13 protein-coding genes and 1 pseudogene are annotated in these 16,367 nt (G+C 71.4%); 8 read left to right on the top strand and 6 right to left on the bottom strand.

Features of this window, described 5'->3' with window-relative positions:
* Positions 1 to 118: 118 nt before the first annotated feature.
* Entirely contained in the window at positions 119 to 1,669 is a 1,551-nt protein-coding gene (locus OHB41_RS11895) for an amino acid permease (protein WP_266697872.1), read from the bottom strand.
* Positions 1,670 to 2,178: 509 nt separating this feature from the next.
* Here OHB41_RS11895 and OHB41_RS11890 point away from each other — a divergent pair.
* Positions 2,179 to 2,352 carry a hypothetical protein gene (locus tag OHB41_RS11890; protein ID WP_266697871.1) on the top strand — a complete coding sequence of 58 codons (174 nt, stop codon included), beginning with the start codon at positions 2,179 to 2,181 and terminating at the stop codon, positions 2,350 to 2,352.
* Positions 2,353 to 2,508: 156 nt separating this feature from the next.
* On the opposite strand, the gene OHB41_RS11885 is transcribed toward OHB41_RS11890, so the two are convergent.
* Both OHB41_RS11885 and OHB41_RS11880 read right to left on the bottom strand, forming a co-directional pair.
* The gene (locus tag OHB41_RS11885; protein ID WP_266697870.1) at positions 2,509 to 3,357 is read right to left on the bottom strand and encodes a siderophore-interacting protein; all 849 of its coding nucleotides are present in this window, start codon (positions 3,355 to 3,357) and stop codon (positions 2,509 to 2,511) included.
* A gap of 193 nt (positions 3,358 to 3,550) precedes the next feature.
* Positions 3,551 to 4,480, bottom strand: coding sequence for a 5'-3' exonuclease (locus OHB41_RS11880; RefSeq protein WP_266705801.1), 930 nt, complete (start codon positions 4,478 to 4,480; stop codon positions 3,551 to 3,553).
* A gap of 193 nt (positions 4,481 to 4,673) precedes the next feature.
* Here OHB41_RS11880 and OHB41_RS11875 point away from each other — a divergent pair, with 193 nt between their 5' ends.
* From OHB41_RS11875 to OHB41_RS11860, 4 genes are all read left to right on the top strand, one after another.
* The gene (locus tag OHB41_RS11875) at positions 4,674 to 5,753 is read left to right on the top strand and encodes a quaternary amine ABC transporter ATP-binding protein (RefSeq protein ID WP_266697869.1); all 1,080 of its coding nucleotides are present in this window, start codon (positions 4,674 to 4,676) and stop codon (positions 5,751 to 5,753) included.
* Positions 5,746 to 8,358: an ABC transporter permease/substrate binding protein gene (locus tag OHB41_RS11870; protein WP_266697867.1), complete on the top strand. Its 2,613-nt coding sequence runs from the start codon at positions 5,746 to 5,748 to the stop codon at positions 8,356 to 8,358. Before OHB41_RS11875 ends, OHB41_RS11870 begins: the two co-directional genes overlap by 8 nt.
* A 761-nt stretch (positions 8,359 to 9,119) precedes the next feature.
* Positions 9,120 to 9,701, top strand: a complete 582-nt coding sequence (locus tag OHB41_RS11865; protein ID WP_266697866.1) for a helix-turn-helix domain-containing protein — start codon at positions 9,120 to 9,122, stop codon at positions 9,699 to 9,701.
* Positions 9,702 to 9,898: 197 nt separating this feature from the next.
* Positions 9,899 to 10,639 carry a helical backbone metal receptor gene (locus OHB41_RS11860; protein WP_266697864.1) on the top strand — a complete coding sequence of 247 codons (741 nt, stop codon included), beginning with the start codon at positions 9,899 to 9,901 and terminating at the stop codon, positions 10,637 to 10,639.
* Positions 10,640 to 10,833: 194 nt separating this feature from the next.
* Here OHB41_RS11860 and OHB41_RS11855 read toward each other — a convergent pair whose 3' ends face one another.
* On the bottom strand, positions 10,834 to 11,013 hold the full coding sequence (locus OHB41_RS11855; protein WP_266697862.1) for a hypothetical protein: 180 nt from the start codon (positions 11,011 to 11,013) through the stop codon (positions 10,834 to 10,836).
* Positions 11,014 to 11,350: 337 nt separating this feature from the next.
* Between OHB41_RS11855 and OHB41_RS11850 the strand changes: the two genes are divergently transcribed.
* Entirely contained in the window at positions 11,351 to 13,411 is a 2,061-nt protein-coding gene (locus OHB41_RS11850; protein WP_266705799.1) for a restriction endonuclease, read from the top strand.
* Here the strand turns inward: OHB41_RS11850 and OHB41_RS11845 are convergent.
* Positions 13,408 to 13,551 carry an SDR family oxidoreductase gene (locus tag OHB41_RS11845; RefSeq protein ID WP_266705797.1) on the bottom strand — a complete coding sequence of 48 codons (144 nt, stop codon included), beginning with the start codon at positions 13,549 to 13,551 and terminating at the stop codon, positions 13,408 to 13,410. The two genes, OHB41_RS11850 and OHB41_RS11845, sit on opposite strands and share 4 nt — an antisense overlap.
* A 29-nt stretch (positions 13,552 to 13,580) precedes the next feature.
* Here OHB41_RS11845 and OHB41_RS11840 point away from each other — a divergent pair.
* Positions 13,581 to 13,661 (top strand): annotated as a pseudogene (locus OHB41_RS11840) (winged helix-turn-helix transcriptional regulator); the annotation flags it as partial.
* Positions 13,662 to 13,663: 2 nt separating this feature from the next.
* Here OHB41_RS11840 and OHB41_RS11835 read toward each other — a convergent pair.
* Positions 13,664 to 14,788 (bottom strand): TDT family transporter, encoded by a 1,125-nt coding sequence (locus tag OHB41_RS11835; RefSeq protein WP_266697861.1) that lies wholly within the window; start codon positions 14,786 to 14,788, stop codon positions 13,664 to 13,666.
* 70 nt (positions 14,789 to 14,858) lie between these two features.
* Here OHB41_RS11835 and OHB41_RS11830 point away from each other — a divergent pair, with 70 nt between their 5' ends.
* Positions 14,859 to 15,848 carry a LysR family transcriptional regulator gene (locus OHB41_RS11830; RefSeq protein WP_266697860.1) on the top strand — a complete coding sequence of 330 codons (990 nt, stop codon included), beginning with the start codon at positions 14,859 to 14,861 and terminating at the stop codon, positions 15,846 to 15,848.
* The last annotated feature ends 519 nt before the right edge of the window (positions 15,849 to 16,367 follow it).

Here is a 16,367-nt window from a genome sequence, read left to right as displayed (position 1 = left end):
TCAAGCCTACGGGCGGCGACGGGCCGGGGCGCTCACCGCTCAGACGTCCGAGGCGGAGGCCTGGGCGGTCGTTCCGGGCTCAGGCGTACGAGACGGCGGCGGGGCGGTCGCTCCGGGCTCAGGCGTACGAGGCCGGGGCCGCCTCGGGAGCCTCCGCCGCCGTCGTCCGCGCCCGGTACGCCCGGTAGGCCGCACCCGCGAGCACGGTCGACCCCAGGAACAGCACGGTGAACCACTGGAAGTACCAGTGTCCGCCCGCCGGGTCGTACACCGCGGCGCGCGGCCACGCGAGGTCGACGCTCATGAGGAGACCGTAGACGAGGGCGATCGCGTTGACCGGCACGCCCCAGCGGCCCAGCGAGAAGAGCGGGGCGCCCGTCTCGTCTGTCCCGTCGGCGGTGAACTCGCCGCGCAGCCGGCGCACCAGCATCGGCCCGGTCACCATCGCGTACGCCAGGTACAGCATCACGATGCAGGTGGTGCCGATCGCCAGAAAGGCCTCGGGGGAGGCGAAGTCGAGCAGCAGCAGGGCGGCGGCGAGGACACCGACGGTGAGGGCGGGGACGCTCGGCATACCGGTGCGCGGGTTGACCCTCGCGAGCCGGCGGGAGAAGGGGAGCCGGCCGTCCCGGGCCATCGAGAAGAGCATGCGGCAGGCGGCCGTCTGGATCGCCAGCGTCGCCACCGCGACGGCCACCACCACGTCGGCGAGCAGCGCCCGGCCCACCCCGTCCCCGAGGCTGCTGGTCAGCACGTAGCTCAGACCGTCCACGCCCAGGTGCCCGTCGGTGAGGCTGGGCGCGGCCAGCAGGCCGCCGAGCACGATCAGTCCGCCGAGCAGACCCGCCGCGCCGAGGGCGGTGAGGATCGTACGGGGCGCGGTGCGCCGCGGGTTGTGTGTCTCCTCGCTCATCTCGCCCGCGCTGTCGAAGCCGATCATCACGTAGGCCGCCGTGAAGGAGCCCACCATCAGCGCCCCGAACAGGCCCGATCCGCCCTCACCCGGGTGGAAGGTGATGCCGGGGGAGCGTTCGGAGTGGGTGAACAGGAGAACGATGATCAGAACGGCGCCGATGATCTCGGCGGTGACGCCGACGCGGTTGATCACCGACATCACACGGTTGTCGACGACGTTCACCAGCGTGGTCAGGACGAGCAGGACGACGCCGAGGACCGCCGCGTTCGCCGCGCCGTCGGGGCTGGTGGGCGCCGGATCGTCGCCCACCAGCTGGAAGCCGGACCAGATCGCGGGCAGCACCATCTGCAGTGCGAGGGCCGCCGCGGCGACCACCACGATCTGTCCGATCACCATGATCCAGCCGGCGAACCAGCCGAAGGAGAGGTTGGACAGACGCGAGGACCACTGGTAGATCGCGCCCGAGAGCGGGTAGCGCGCGGCCAGTTCGGCGAAGCAGGCGGCGACCGTCAGCTGGCCCACCAGGACGGCCGGCCAGGTCCAGAAGAAGACCGGGCCGCCGAACGCGTACCCGAAGGCGAAGAACTGGAAGACGGTCGTCAGCACCGAGATGAAGGAGAAGCCGGCGGCGAACGAGGCGTAGCGGCCGAGGCTGCGCCGCAGTTCCTGGCGGTAGCCGAACGGGGTGAGCGAGCCGTCGTCGGGGGAGCGGGGCGGATCGGGGCGGACGTCGGAGGGGGCGGTGGTGGTCACGGTGGCACCTGCCTTCGGCGCGGATTCCTGTCGGGTGACAGAAATTAGGGAGACCCTGTTTCGCTCGCGTGACGCGGCCGTGTCCGGGTCGCGCCGAAGTGCTCACGCCCCTGTCCGGAACCCGGGGCGCGTACCCGCGACGGGGGGCGAGGTCGTCTGCCTCGTCGGTGAAGCGGGGCTGACCGCACCGCTCACCACGCGCGGCCCGGGGGAGGCCGACCGGCTCCCTCGGGCGGTCGCGATCGCGGACCAGGGCGGTGACGTCGTCGGGGGACCCGGGCGCCCTCAAGGGCGAACTCCGGGGCGGGGCCGTGCGCCTGGCGCCGGGGGCGGCGCTCGGGGAGACCGGCCGTGCGCTGTTGGACGGCGCTCCCACCGGCTGCCGGGGCGTACGTGGGCCGTTGTCAGAGGGCCGGTGTCACGGGAGGCCGGGGCCGAGGTGCGAGGCGCCGACGGCGCGGCCCTCACCGGGGTGCGCGGCGAGCGTGGTCGTTTCCCCGGCCCCGCGCATGACGGGACGTCAACGCACGCTGTTCGTGCGGGAGTCCGCGCCCCCGTTGATCACACTGATCCAGCCTGCGGTCCGGCTGTTCCCGCTCGGCAGCCTCTTCGGGAAGATGGCGCGGTCCGGCACGCCCGGCCGGACGCGAGGCGTCGCCCATTTCCGCCGCTCGACCCGGTGAGGGTGGCGGCGCGTCCGGCGAGGCCCGGGCACCGCGGACGGGGCGTCGTGCCCGGCCGTGCGGGCGGGCCGCTCGCGCACGTCGCGGCGGCCGTGTGGCTGTCGATCCGTACGCTCAGGTCGTACCGGGGGGCCGTGCGCCCCGGTACGGGGAGGTTCAGGAAGCGGCCGCCGAGGTCGGCTCCTGCTCCGCCTCCACCTGCGCGTTCCACTCCCGCTTGGCCGCCTGCCAGCCGTCCTCGTTGTGCCCCAGGCGCCAGTAGCCGGAGATCGACAGGTCCTCGCGCGGGATCTCCCGCTCCACCCGCAGCAGCCGGCGCAGCTCCTTCACGAAGGTCGCCTCGCCGTGCACGAACGCGTGTATCCGGCCCTCCGGGAACTCGAGCGCGCGCACGGCCTCCACCAGGGCCTCGCCGACGGGCCGGTCCCCGCGGTGAAGCCACACCACGTCCACGTCGGAGTCGATCTTCTGCTCCTCGTCGCGGCCCGAGACCTCCAGGAAGGCATGGGCCACGGCGCCCTCCGGCAGCGTCTCCAGCGCGGCGGCGATCGCGGGCAGCGCGCTCTCGTCACCGGCGAACAGATGCCAGTCGGCGCTCGCGTCGGGTGCGTACGCGCCGCCGGGGCCCATGAACCGTACGGTCTCGCCCGGTTGGACCCGGGCCGCCCAGGGGCCGGCCAGGCCCTCGTCGCCGTGGACCACGAAGTCGAGCGTCAGCTCGCGCAGTTCGGGGTCCCAGGCCCGTACGGTGTACGTCCGGGTCACGGGCCACTGCTCGCGCGGGAACTCCTCGCGGATCCGCTCCATGTCGAAGGGCTCGGGATAGGTGACGCCCTCCGCGGCGAAGAGCAACTTCACATAGTGGTCGGTGCAGGTGCCCGCGGTGAACTCGGCGAGACCCTCGCCGCCCAGGACGATGCGCTGCATGTGCGGAGTGAGCCGCTCGGTCCGCACGACGTGCGCGGAGTGGGGCTTCCTGGGCCTGCGTGCCGGACGCTCTGCCATGACGGCCTCCTCGTTCAATGCTTAGGCTCACCTAAGTTAGCATCCCTGTCCCGGTTGGCGCCCTTCGCAGGAGGGGCCTTCGCGCTCCTCGTACCGGAATTCGAGTTCCCCCGTGGTGAGGATCGAGCCTCCCTCCAAACAGTGACGATGCCCTCACCCGGACGCCCCGTTCTCGCCGTGGGGACGGGGCTTCTCAGGTGCCGAGCGTCGTGAGCAGACGCTGCAGGGATCCGCCCAGGCCCCAGCGCGCCGCGAGCGCGTCCAGGGCGGCCGGGTCGTGCGGGGTGTGCGGCAGCGCCGTGTCGACGTCGGGCAGCGGGACGTCACCGGCGACCCGTACGACCTCGGGTGCCAGGGCGACGTAGGGCCGGGACTCGTCGAGCCGCCTGCGCTGAGAGGGCGTCAGCCCGGACTTCGGGTCGTCCACGGCGGTCATGATCCCGGCCAGGTCCCCGAAGGCGTCGAGCAGCTTGGCCGCCGTCTTCTCGCCGATCCCGGGCACCCCCGGAAGGCCGTCGCTCGGGTCGCCGCGCAGCAGCGCCAGGTCCGCGTATCCCGAGCCGTCGACCCCGTACTTCTCGCGCAGCCACGTCTCGTCGGTGAGCTGGAGGGTGCCGACGCCCTTGAGGGGATACAGGACGCGCACTCCCCGCTTGTCGTCCACGAGTTGGTACAGGTCGCGGTCGCCGGTGACGATGTCGACCGGGCCGGTGGCGCGTCCGGTGAACGTGCCGATCACGTCGTCCGCCTCGTACCCCTCGACCCCCACGCGCGCGATGCCCAGCGCGTCCAGGACGTCCTCGATGACAGGCACCTGCGGGGAGAGCGTGTCCGGCACCTCCTCCTCGTCCGGACCGGTCTCGGTCTCCACGGCCACCCGGTGCGCCTTGTACGAGGGGATCAGGTCCACCCGCCACTGCGGGCGCCAGTCCGCGTCCATGCAGGCCACCAGGTCGTCCGGACGGTGGTCCTTGACCAGGCGGTCGATGAAGTCGAGCAGCCCGCGCACGGCGTTCACGGGCGTGCCGTCGGGGGCCCTCACCGAGTCGGGGACTCCGAAATAGGCCCGGAAGTACAGGGAGGCGGTGTCGAGCAGCATCAGGCGTCTGGTCACGCCTCGCATCATGCCGTACGCCACTGACAGTGACCTGGACCACTCTTGTGTTTGCTCCGGGTAAGTGAGGGCAGGCGCGGCCTCGGGAAGCGCCCGGTTGCTTGTTCAACCGACCACATCGATCACGGCGATCACAGCGGTCGCACCGATCTGACCCGTCGCACCGATCACACCGATCGAAGCGTCCGAACGAGAGGCACACGTGTCATCCAGGCTTGAGGCCGAGCATCTGTACAAGGTGTTCGGGAGACGACCGGAAGAGGCGGTGGAACGACTCCGCCAGGGAACCGACCGGGAGGAACTGCGCGCCGACGGCACCACCGCCGCAGTGATCGACGCCTCCTTCACGGTCGACCCGGGCCAGATCTTCGTCGTCATGGGCCTCTCCGGATCCGGCAAGTCCACGCTGCTGCGCATGCTCAACGGGCTTCTGGAACCGACCGCGGGACAGGTGCGCTTCGACGGTGAGGACCTCACCGCGCTCAGCGCCCGTGACCTGCGCGAGGTCCGCTCGAAGAAGATCAGCATGGTCTTCCAGCACTTCGCGCTCTTCCCGCACCGCAGCGTCCTGGAGAACGCGGCGTACGGCCTGGAGGTCCAGGGCGTACCGGCCGCCGAGCGCAGGAAGCGCGCCACCGAGGCCCTGGAGCTGGCCGGACTCGCGGGCTGGGAGAAGTCCTGGCCCGACGAGCTGTCCGGCGGGATGCAGCAGCGCGTCGGCCTCGCCCGCGCGCTCGCCACCGACGCCGACCTGCTGCTGATGGACGAGTCGTTCAGCGCGCTCGACCCGCTGATCCGCCGCGACATGCAGGACCAGCTCATCGAGCTCCAGAAGAAACTCAAGAAGACCATCGTGTTCATCACCCACGACCTCAACGAGGCCATGCGGCTCGGCGACCGGATCGCCGTCATGCGCGACGGCCGCATCGTCCAGATCGGCAGCGCCGAGGACATCCTCGTGCGTCCCGCCGACGACTACGTCGCCTCCTTCACCCAGGACGTCGACCGCTCCCGGGTGCTGACGGCGGGCGCCGTCATGGACACCGACGTACACGGCGACGAGGCCGACTGCGACTGCGAGACCGCGCTGCCCGACACCTCGTTCGTGGATCTGTGCGCGATCAGCGCGCGCCTCACGCACCCGGTCGCGGTGCTCGACCCCCAGGGCGAACTGGTCGGTGTCGTGCCGCGCCGCAGGCTCGTCGCCTTCCTGGGCGACGAACAGGACACACCCGGCCGCTGTGAGCAGCCCCGAGGCGAGGCGGTGACGGCCGATGCCTAGGATTCCCTTCGGTGACTGGGTCAACGACGTCGTCGACTGGCTGCTGAACCACATGGCGTGGCTCTTCGACTTCCTCAAGACCGTCTTCTCGGGCACCTACGACGGCATCAACGCCGTCCTCCAGGCTCCCCAGCCGCTCCTGCTCGCGGGCATCTTCGCGGTGATCGCGTTCTGGCTGCGCGGCACCTCCGCGGGTGTCCTCACCTTCGTGGGATTCGCCTTCATCGACTCCCTCGAACTGTGGGAGGACGCGATGGTGACCCTCTCGCTCGTCCTCGTGGCGACCCTGATCGCGCTCGTCGTCTCCGTCCCCGTGGGCATCTGGGCGGCGCGCTCCGACCGGGTCAGCGGGATCGTCCGCCCGGTGCTCGACTTCATGCAGACCCTGCCCGCGATGATCTACCTCATCCCGGCGATCCTGTTCTTCGGCACCGGTGCCCCCGCCGGCATCGTGGCCACCCTGATCTTCGCGCTGGCGCCCGGCGTCCGCATGACCGAGCTGGGCATCCGGCAGGTCGACAAGGAACTCGTCGAAGCCGCCGACGCGTTCGGCACCACCCCCCGTGACACCTTGCTGCGCATCCAGCTGCCGCTGGCCCTGCCCACCGTCATGGCCGGCGTCAACCAGGTCATCATGCTGGGCCTGTCCATGGCCGCCATCGCGGGCATGGTCGGCACCGGCGGCCTCGGCGGCGACGTGAACGAGGCCATCGGCCAGCTGAACGTCGGCCTGGGCTCCGAGGCGGGCGTCGCCATCGTCATCCTGGCGATCTACCTCGACCGGATGACCGGCGCCCTCGGCACCCAGGTCTCCCCGCTCGGCCGCCGCGCCGCCGCCAAACTGCGGGCCGCGCAGGGCCTGCGGATCTGGTCCTACCGGCCCCGTCCCGCCGTCGCGGTGGTGGGCGTCGTCGTCCTCGCGCTGGTCGCGGGCGGTATGGGCATCTTCGGCGGTACGGACTCGACGTCCACCGCGGCCGACGGCGAGAACGTCGGCCAGGGCAAGAAGATCAGCATCGGCTACATCCCGTGGGACGAGGGCGTCGCCTCCACCTTCCTCTGGAAGGAGATCCTGGAGGAGCGCGGCTTCGACGTCGACACCAAGCAGTTCGACGCGGGCCCCCTGTACACCTCCCTGGCCCAGGGCGACGTCGACTTCGAGACGGACTCGTGGCTGCCGACCACGCACGCGGAGTACTGGAAGAAGTACGGCAAGCAGCTGGACGACCTGGGCTCCTGGTACGGCCCCACCTCGCTGGAGCTGAGCGTGCCCTCGTACATGAAGGGCATCGACTCGCTGGAGGACCTCAAGGGCAAGGCCGGGACCTTCGGCGGGAAGATCACCGGCATCGAGTCCAGCGCCGGGATGATGGGCCTCCTCAAGAGCAAGGTGCTCAAGGAGTACGGGCTCGACAAGGAGTACAAGGTCGTCGACAGCTCGACGCCCGCCATGCTGGCCGAGCTGAAGCGCGCGTACGCCAAGAAGCAGCCGGTCGTCGTCACCCTCTGGTCGCCGCACTGGGCGTACAGCGACTACGACCTGAAGAAGCTCAAGGACCCGAAGGGCGCCTGGGGCAAGGGCGACGGGGTGCACACGCTCTCCCGCAAGGGCTTCGCTCAGGACAACCCGGTCGTCGGCCGGTGGCTGAAGAACTTCAAGATGACCGAGAAGCAGCTCACGGGTCTTGAGGCGGAGATCAACAAGGTCGGCAAGGGCAAGCAGCAGGACGCCGTGCGCGCTTGGCTGAAGAAGAACCCCGGCGTCGTCGACAAGCTGGCCCCGACCGGGAAGGCGTCCGCCGCCCCGGCCGAGGCGAAGCGTCCGCTGGACGTCGCTTGGTTCCCCTGGGACGAGGACGTCGCCGTCAGCTACCTTTGGAAGAACGTGCTGGCACGGCGCGGCTACCAGCTGAACCTCAAGCAGATGGACGTCGGCCCCGTCTACACGGGACTGGCCTCCGGCGACCTCGACCTCAACTTCGACGCCTGGCTGCCCTACGCCCAGTCGAACTACTGGGACCAGCACAAGAACGACCTGAAGGACCTGGGCACCTGGTACGCGCCGACCTCGCTGGAGATCGCCGTGCCGTCCTACGTGAAGGGCGTCAAGTCCCTCGCGGACCTGAAGGGCAAGGCCGGCACCTTCGACGGGAAGATCATCGGCATCGAGCCCGGCACCGGTGAGATGAACCTGCTCAAGAAGAAGGTGCTCCCGGGCTACGGCCTGGACAAGGAGTACAAGGTCGTCGACGGCTCCACGCCCGCCATGCTGGCCGAGCTGAAGCGCGCGTACGCCAAGAAGCAGCCCGTCGCCGTCGTCCTGTGGTCCCCGCACTGGGCCTACAGCGAGTACAAGCTCACCAAGCTCGCGGACGACAAGAAGCTCTTCGGCGAGGGCAACACGATCCGGACCATCTCCAGCGAGAAGTTCCCGGAGCAGTACCCGCAACTCGCCCGTTGGATCAAGAACTTCAAGATGAGCGAAGGTGAACTCGGCACCCTGGAGAGCGAGATCAAGCAGCGCGGCCAGGGCCACGAGGAGGACGCCGTCGCGGCCTGGCTGAAGGAACACCCGGACGTGGTGGACCGGATGGCGCCGCGGTAGCCCGACCGGACCCGGCCGACCGAGGGGTGGGCCCCGCCGCCGAGCATCCGTGAGATGCCGGGCGGCGGGGCCTACCCCTCGCGCTGTCCGCCGCCCGCCGGGGCGCCGTGGACGACCGGAGCGGGTATGTCGACGCGTACACACAGGATCCGGACAACCACATCGCCGTACGTGGCCGCCCCCGCCCCGGACCCCGGCCGGCCCGAGGACGACCCGCGCCCGCGCCGCGTCCCGCACCGACTCACGCCGTGCCGGGCGCGGTACGCACGTCGTCGTTCCTCACGACGGCACGGCCTGGCTGACCGGCCACGACCGTGCGCGCCGCGACACCTGTCGCCAACTCCACGCGGCACGTGCTGACTTCACGTCGCGGCAGGCAGCCCGCCGCCGCGGCCGGACCGGGCCCTGAAGTCCTGGGGGCGCGTGGTGACAGAGATGACCGGTACCGTCCGCGGAACACCACGGCGAGCAGGCGGTCCTGACGGCTGGTCAAGGGCGACGTCGGGCAACTCCGGAAGGACGTCCGGCCCTCCTGGTCAGCCCTTTCGTCCGAGGGGTGGCCGTGGCGCCGGGGGAGCCGGGGCAACTCGGCTGTTGGCGCGAATTGTGACCCTCGCCCTCCCTTGACGTGACAGCGATATGACGGCCGCATGAAACGGTTTGCCGAACATGCGTAGGGTGCAAACAACTCTTCAGGGGCAAGGGGCCCGAAGCGTGGACCGAAGCAGTGGACCGACGACGCGTGGGAGGGAGCCGGAGCGATGGGCGACCACAAAGAACAGCCCCTTCGGGTGGGCGCGGCAGTCCGGCGGCGGCGCCGGGCACTGGAGCTCACCCTCGCCGTCGTGGCCGAGCGCAGCGGCCTGTCGGTCCCGTTCCTCAGCCAGGTGGAGAACGAACGGGCGAGGCCGAGCCGTGGCTCCCTGGAGCGAGTCGCCGACGCGCTGGGCACCACGGCCGTCGAGCTGCTCGCCGCGGCCGACCCGGCGTGCAGTGTCGATGTCGTGCGCGCCGAGGACGGCGCCGACTGCGCTTCCGAAGCCCGCACGCGCCCCCTGGTGCGCGGTCACCACCAGTTGCACGCCACGGAGTTCGTCGGTGACCACGAGGAGGGCCGCGAACTCCAGCACCGCAACGACAAGTTGATGTACGTCGCCGACGGTGCCGTCGAGGTCGAGGCCGAGGGCCGCGCCCACCGTCTGGGGCGCGGTGACACGCTGTACCTCACGGGCGGAGTGCGCCATCGGTGGCGGGCCACCGTGCCGGACACCCGGGTGATCGTGGTCGAGGTCGCCGACCACATCGAGGCGGTGGAGGAGCGTCACGGCTTCGGCAGGCGCTGAGCGGGCCGGAGGCCGATCGCGGGGCGCGGGCCGTGCAGCGCCCGGACCGGTCCGCCTCTGACCGGCACTGACCCCTGCGCCCCGATCCGGACCGGGCGCCGCTGCGATACTGACGCCATGTCCGGGACCACCTGTCACGTCTTCGACCACGCCGCGGCCACCTCGCACCCGCTGTCCACGGCAGGGGGGACGCGCCCGTGACCGGGACGACGAGCATCGGCGCACCACGGGTCGTGTCGCTCGTGCCCTCGCTCACCGAGGCCGTCGCGGTCACCGTCCCCGGCGCCCTGGCCGGCGCGACGGACTGGTGCAGCCATCCGCCGGGCCTCGACGTCGTCCGTGTCGGCGGCACCAAGAACCCCCGGGTCGACCGGATCGTGGAGCTCCGCCCCGACCTGGTGGTGGCCAACGAGGAGGAGAACCGCGGCCCCGATCTCGACGCCCTGCGCGCGGCCGGGATCGAGGTGCTGGTCACGGAGGTCCGGGACGTGCCGGGAGCGCTCCGCGAACTGGACCGGGTGCTCACCGCGTGCGGTGCGCGCACCCGGCCCCGCTGGCTCGACGAGGCGGAGTCGGTATGGACCGGGCTGCCCGACCCGGAGCGTCGGACGGCCGCGGTCGTGCCGATCTGGCGGCGCCCCTGGATGGTCCTCGGCCGGGACACCTTCGCCGGGGACGTCCTGGCGCGGCTGGGCGTCGACAACGTGTACGCGCGGCACGAGGACCGCTATCCCCGTATTCCGCTCGCCGAGCTCCGCGCGGCGGCCCCGGAGCTCGTGGTACTGCCCGACGAGCCGTACCGCTTCACCGCCGAGGACGGACCCGAGGCCTTCGGGGACGTGCCCTGTGCCCTCGTCGACGGACGACACCTGACCTGGTACGGGCCGTCGCTGGCGCGGGCGCCGCGGGTGCTCGGCGAGGCGCTGCGTGTTCCCTGACGCCGCAACTTCCTCGCCCGGGTCCGGCCCGACACCCACCTCGAACTAGGCCTCGGCGAGGAGCCAGTCGGTGACGTGCGGCAGGGATTTCTGACTGCCGTCGTGGGAGCAGAATGCGGCCATGGCCGGAGAAGGGCACGAAGGCCGAGGCACGCACGTTCCTGTCATGCGTCGGCTCTCCGTAGGTGCCGGAGCTAGGGAATCCGCCGTCGGCCGGGAGGAGCAGGCGCTCGCTGGGCGGGGCCGGGGGGCGGTCTCCGGGATCCCAGGTGCTTGCGCCGCGAGTCCTGCCGCACGCCGGACAGGCGGGCGAGGGCGGTCACGGCGGCGTCGACGCTGCCGATCACGAGCGCGGCCGGCGCGGCGGTGGTCACGGGTGCGGGCACGCTCCTCGTCGTGCGCCGCCGCCGAACGCAGAGCCTGGGCTGACGACCGTCCGACGCGCGGGAGGCCACCCGCGACTCACGGCAATCCGCGTTCACAGACCATTCGGTCGGGGCGGGCGGGCTGGAACAAGCCCGGACTTGGGCAGTCCGGATACCTCGGCCGGACGCACACAGGCTCACGCTCAAGTTGCTTCGACCTGCGGGGACGGCGGGATCCTGTTGCCCTTGGCAAGCGGATATGCGGGACGGCCGTCGCTGGATAGAGTCGTCTCGTCACACCTGGTTGTGGGGACAGCCAGAGCGCATCGGGGAGGGCCTGCAGCAAATGAGTCGTCGCTCCACTGGCTTCGTAGGTGTCTGGGCGGAGATGCAACGGCAGCAGCAACGCCAGATGGAAGCAGAGGCCAGACGGCGGAGACAGGAAGCTCAGCAAGCACGTGCCTACCAGCGGCGGGCCGCCCAGGACCACCGCGAGTACAGGCAGGCGGAAGCGCTACGTCGCACAGAAGAGCTGGACGCACAAGTTGCGTCGCTGCAGGGCATTCTCTCCTTGGGTTGTCGGGCTCCGGCCTTCAGAGTCTCCTCACTCATGAGGCGTGAAGAGGTCCAGCCCTTCGCTCCAGGCCCGTTGGCGCAGCCGGTGGCCATGCCCGACGTCAGCCAGTACCAGACGCAGAGCGGGTGGACGCCCAGCCGCCGGGCCCAGGCACAGGCTGAAGCACGGGCTCGCTTCGAGCGGGATTGGCACGCGGCCCGGACGGCGGAGGCCCAGCGGCAACAACAGCTGGCGTCGTACCAGCGGGAGTACGAGCAGTGGGCCGACGCACAACTGGCCGAGGTGAGACGGCACAACGCCGGCATCGTCCAGGTGACCGATGGAGTGAGACGTCGTGATCCTGACTCGGTCGTGGAGTACTTCTCCGCCGCTCTCTATGCCTCGGCGGCATGGCCGGAGGGATTTCCACGTCAGGTGACGGCAGCCTATGACGCGGCAGCTCGACAGCTGGTGCTGGACTGGGAGTTGCCCGCCTACAGCGTGGTCCCTGACGTCAAGTCCGTTCGATACGTGTCTGGGACCGACCAGGACAAGGAGACCGCGCGCCCAGTGGGCCGGCGTCGCGCCCTGTACCGGGAGGTGCTCGCGCAGTGCGTGCTTCTCGTTCTGCACGAGCTCTTCGCCGCGGATGAGCTGGGCGCGCTCGAGTCGGTGACACTGAACGGGTTCGTGGATGGGCATGACCCTACGACGGGCCGGCGTGGCCAGATCCACCTGGCGACCGTGATGGCCTCGGTCTCGATGTTCCGTGGCCTGCACCTGGCGCAGGTGGACGCGAGCAGTTGTCTGGCCGACGCACTCCGCGGACAGCTCTCGGCCCGCCCGGACCAACTCTCGCCGGTACGGCCGAGTCGTCGGCCGCAGGATGTCGGGAACCGTGTGGTCGCGCATGGCAGCGATGAGGAACCTGACCTGTACGACATGGATCCGACCGCCTTCGAGAATCTCGTCGCCGATCTCTTCCGGGCCATGGGGATGCAGGCGGTCACGACCCAGCGCTCCAACGACGGCGGTGTCGACGTCGACGCGCTGGATCCGGCACCGATCCGAGGCGGGAAGATCGTCGTTCAGGTGAAGCGCTACCGCAACACGGTGCCGCCCACTGCCGTACGTGACTTGTACGGAACTGTGCAGGACGCCGGCGCCAACAAGGGTGTCCTCGTGACGACGTCGGGGTTCGGCCCTGGCTCGCACACCTTCGCCAACGGCAAGCCGCTGGAGCTGATCTCGGGCCCTGAGCTTGTTGACCTGCTGCATCGGCACGGGCTGCGTGGGCGCCTGGGTGAGGGAGGCCGTCAGACCGCGGCACCGCCGACGCCGACGACCCCTGACACTCGATTGCCCCACGACTACAACGTCCTGGGCATGTCGTGGACCGGCAGCGTGGCATTGGATGTGTGCGCTCTGGTCTGCCGTGGCAACCGAGTCCTCAGCGACGATCACTTCGTTTTCTACAACAACCCACGGACAGCCGACGGTTCCGTGAGGGCCCTGGCCCCCACCGCACCTGACAAGGCCGCGATCTGCGTCTCGTTCGACGGCTTGCCGGATGAAGCCGACCGGTTCGTCCTCGTGGCCGCGATCGACCCGGAGGTCAACCCGGACGCCGACCTCTCCGGATTCACGGACGCCCGCATCCGTCTGCTCGACCCGCGGCTGACCGAGCTGGGACAACTCGAGGTTTCCGACGGCCGGTCCCGCGAAACCGCCTTGGTGCTCGGCTCCTTCCGTCGAAGGCCGAACGCGGATTGGGACTTCGTCCTGGGCGGCAAGGGCTACACCGGTGGCCTGGAGGAACTCCTACAGGATTTCGGCATCGAGGTGGACTAAGGGCTGTCCCGTAGAGGGACTTCGTACACCGTCAGGCCGCCGTCCACCGACAGGATCCGGCCGGTGGTCCAGCTGGACTCCACGGACAGGAGGCAGGCGATCATCGAGGCGAGGTGCTCGGGCTCACCGAGCCTCGGCAGCGCGGTCTTCTCCGACAGGGCCTCACGGCGGACTGGTCGACCGCACCGCCTACGCGGAGGTGCCGCCCCGCGTCGAATACTCCCTCACTGGCCTCGGCGCCTCCCTGCTGGGCTATCTAGGTGGTGCGAGCAGCGCGCGGCCGGCCACGCCGCGCACCGTGCGGACGGCGGCCACGGACCAGGCGGCGACGAGGAGCGCGTACAGGGCGACCGCGAGCCAGTCGAAGGCGAGCAGTCCCGTGTGCCGGGCCAGCGACTCGGCTCCGGTGACGCAGGTTCCCACCGGGAAGGTGAACGCCCACCACGTCATCGAGAACCTCATGCCCCGGCGGCGGGCCCGCGCCACCATCGCGGCGGCCAGTCCGAGCCACAGCAGTGCGAAGCCCATGACGGGCACGCCGTAGAGCACCGCCAGGAGGGCGAAGCCCTGGTCGTACGGGGCCGGTACGGCACCCGGCGCGAAGTCGGCGAACTTGCCGACCGCGGTCGTGGACTGGCCGAGCGGACCGAGGACGAGGAACAGCGTGGGGGTGAGGGCGAGCGGCAGCGGCCCCCCGGTGAGGAGCCGGGCGAAGATCACCGGCAGCATCACGCAGGTGGCCAGCAGGCTGAGCCCGAAGAGCGCGAAGCAGCCGAGCAGCAGGGCCTCACGGGCCTGGCCCGGCGGGAGGTGCGGCACGAGCAGCGGCCCGAGGGCGGCGGAGACCATGGGCGCGACGAGGGGGAGCAGCCAGACGGGAGTGGCCTGGTCGGGCCGGATGCGGTGGTGCACGATCATCAGGTACGGGACGGCCAGGGCGGCGGCGAGTGCGGCCACCGTCCCCACCCCGAACAGCACGGCGTCCACGGCGACCGCGGCGGGGGTGCCGATCCAGTCCCGGCCGACGACGAGTGTGGCGCCGCCCACCGCCAGCAGGGCCATCGCGAGGCAGCCGTAGAACGGGGCCATGGCCGGGTCGAGGAGGTGGGCGCGGGCCTGGTCGCGATGGTGCGTCCAGTGCAGGGCGCGGGCGCCGAGGAGCGTCATGAGGAGGACGGCCGAGAGCGCCCAGACGGCGAGGCAGAAGGTCCGCAGACCCGGGACGGCGCCAGGGAGTCCGGCCCCCGCGGTGGCCACGATCGCCGTGCCCATGACCGAGGCGTACCAGTTCGGGCCGAGATGGCGGACGGCGGCGGCGCGCGGACGCCGGGTTCCGGCGGCGGTGAGCGGGAGGACGGGATGGGCTGCGGCGACCATGGCTCCACGGTCCCGCCGGCACGGGGTTCCCGCCAGGGAGCACCGGTCTATGGGGGCATAAGCTGCCTTTATGAGTACGAGCGCTGAGGAACCGACGGTCGGCAGGGCGGGGCAGGCCGGTGAGCCGGTGCGGGGCGGGGGCCGCGGCGCCGGTGAGCCGGCCGCGGTCGGGATCGCGCACCGGGTGCCCGACCTCGGAGCGCTGGAGCTGCTGCTCGCGGTGGCCCGGCTCGGGAGCCTCGGACGGGCGGCGCGGGAGCTGGGGATCACCCAGCCCGCGGCCAGCAGCCGGATCCGTTCCATGGAACGGCAGCTGGGCGTGGCGCTCGTCGACCGCTCACCCCGGGGTTCGCGCCTCACGGACGCCGGCGCGCTGGTCACGGACTGGGCGCGGCGGGTCGTGGAGGCGGCCGAGGCGTTCGACGCGGGGGCCCAGGCGCTGCGGGACCGGCGCGACTCGCGGCTGCGGGTGGCGGCGAGCATGACGATCGCCGAGTATCTGCTGCCGGGCTGGCTGATCGCGCTGCGCGGGCAGCGCCCGGACACGGCGGTCTCCCTGCTCGCGGGCAATTCCACCGCCGTCGCCGAACGCCTCCTCACGGGCGAGGCGGACCTGGGTTTCGTGGAGGGGCTCTCGGTTCCCGCCGGACTGGACTCGGCGGTCATCGCGCACGACCGGCTGATCGTGGTGACGGCGCCGGGACACCCGTGGGCACGGCGCCGGGCGCCGCTGGAGGGGCCGGAACTCGCGGCGACCCCCTTGATCCTGCGGGAGGAGGGCTCGGGCACCCGCCAGGTGCTCGACGCGGCGCTCGGGGGTCTGGCCCGGCCGCTGATCGAGCTGTCCTCGACGACGGCGGTCAAGGCCGCCGCGGTGAGCGGCGCGGGCCCCGCCGTCCTGAGCGAGCTGGCCCTCGGCGAGGAACTCTCCACCCACCGCCTGGTGAGCGTCCCGCTCTCCGGTGTCGAACTCCGCCGAGCGCTGCGGGCGGTCTGGCCCACGGGCCACCGCCCCACGGGCCCGGCCCGCGACCTGCTGTCGCTGACGCGCGGGGTGTAGAGCGACAGCGCGCGGAGCGCGGGGCGCCGGCAGCGCGCCGCGGGGCGATACCGCGCGTCGGGCGGGGGCGGTACGAGGGCGGCACCGCCCCCGGCCGGCTCGGGGCACGGGTCGCGCCGGGGCTCGTGCGGCGTCCGCTCAAGAGCCGCTCGCGCCGGCGCTCGTACGGCGGTGTCTGCGGACCGCGCGGGTCGCGGCTCGTGCGGTGTCGGCTCGGGAGGGCCGCATCAGGGCTCGTACGGTGCCGGCTGAAGACGCGAGTGGCACCAGGGCGTACGGCGTCGGCTCAAGAGCCGCTCGCGCCGGCGCTCGTACGGCGGTGTCTGCGGACCGCGCGGGTCGCGGCTCGTGCGGTGTCGGCTCGGGAGGGCCGCATCAGGGCTCGTACGGTGCCGGCTGAAGACGCGAGTGGCACCAGGGCGTACGGCGTCGGCTCAGCGCGCGGCTTGCACCAGGGCTCGTACGGCGTCGGTCAGCGCGCGGCTTGCACCACGGCTCGTGCGGTGTCGGCTCAAGATG

Source organism: Streptomyces sp. NBC_01571, from assembly GCF_026339875.1.
In the GTDB taxonomy this organism is placed as follows: Bacteria; Actinomycetota; Actinomycetes; order Streptomycetales; family Streptomycetaceae; genus Streptomyces.
Note: the sequence above shows the minus strand (reverse complement) of the source record. Positions and strands in the feature narration are given on the sequence as shown.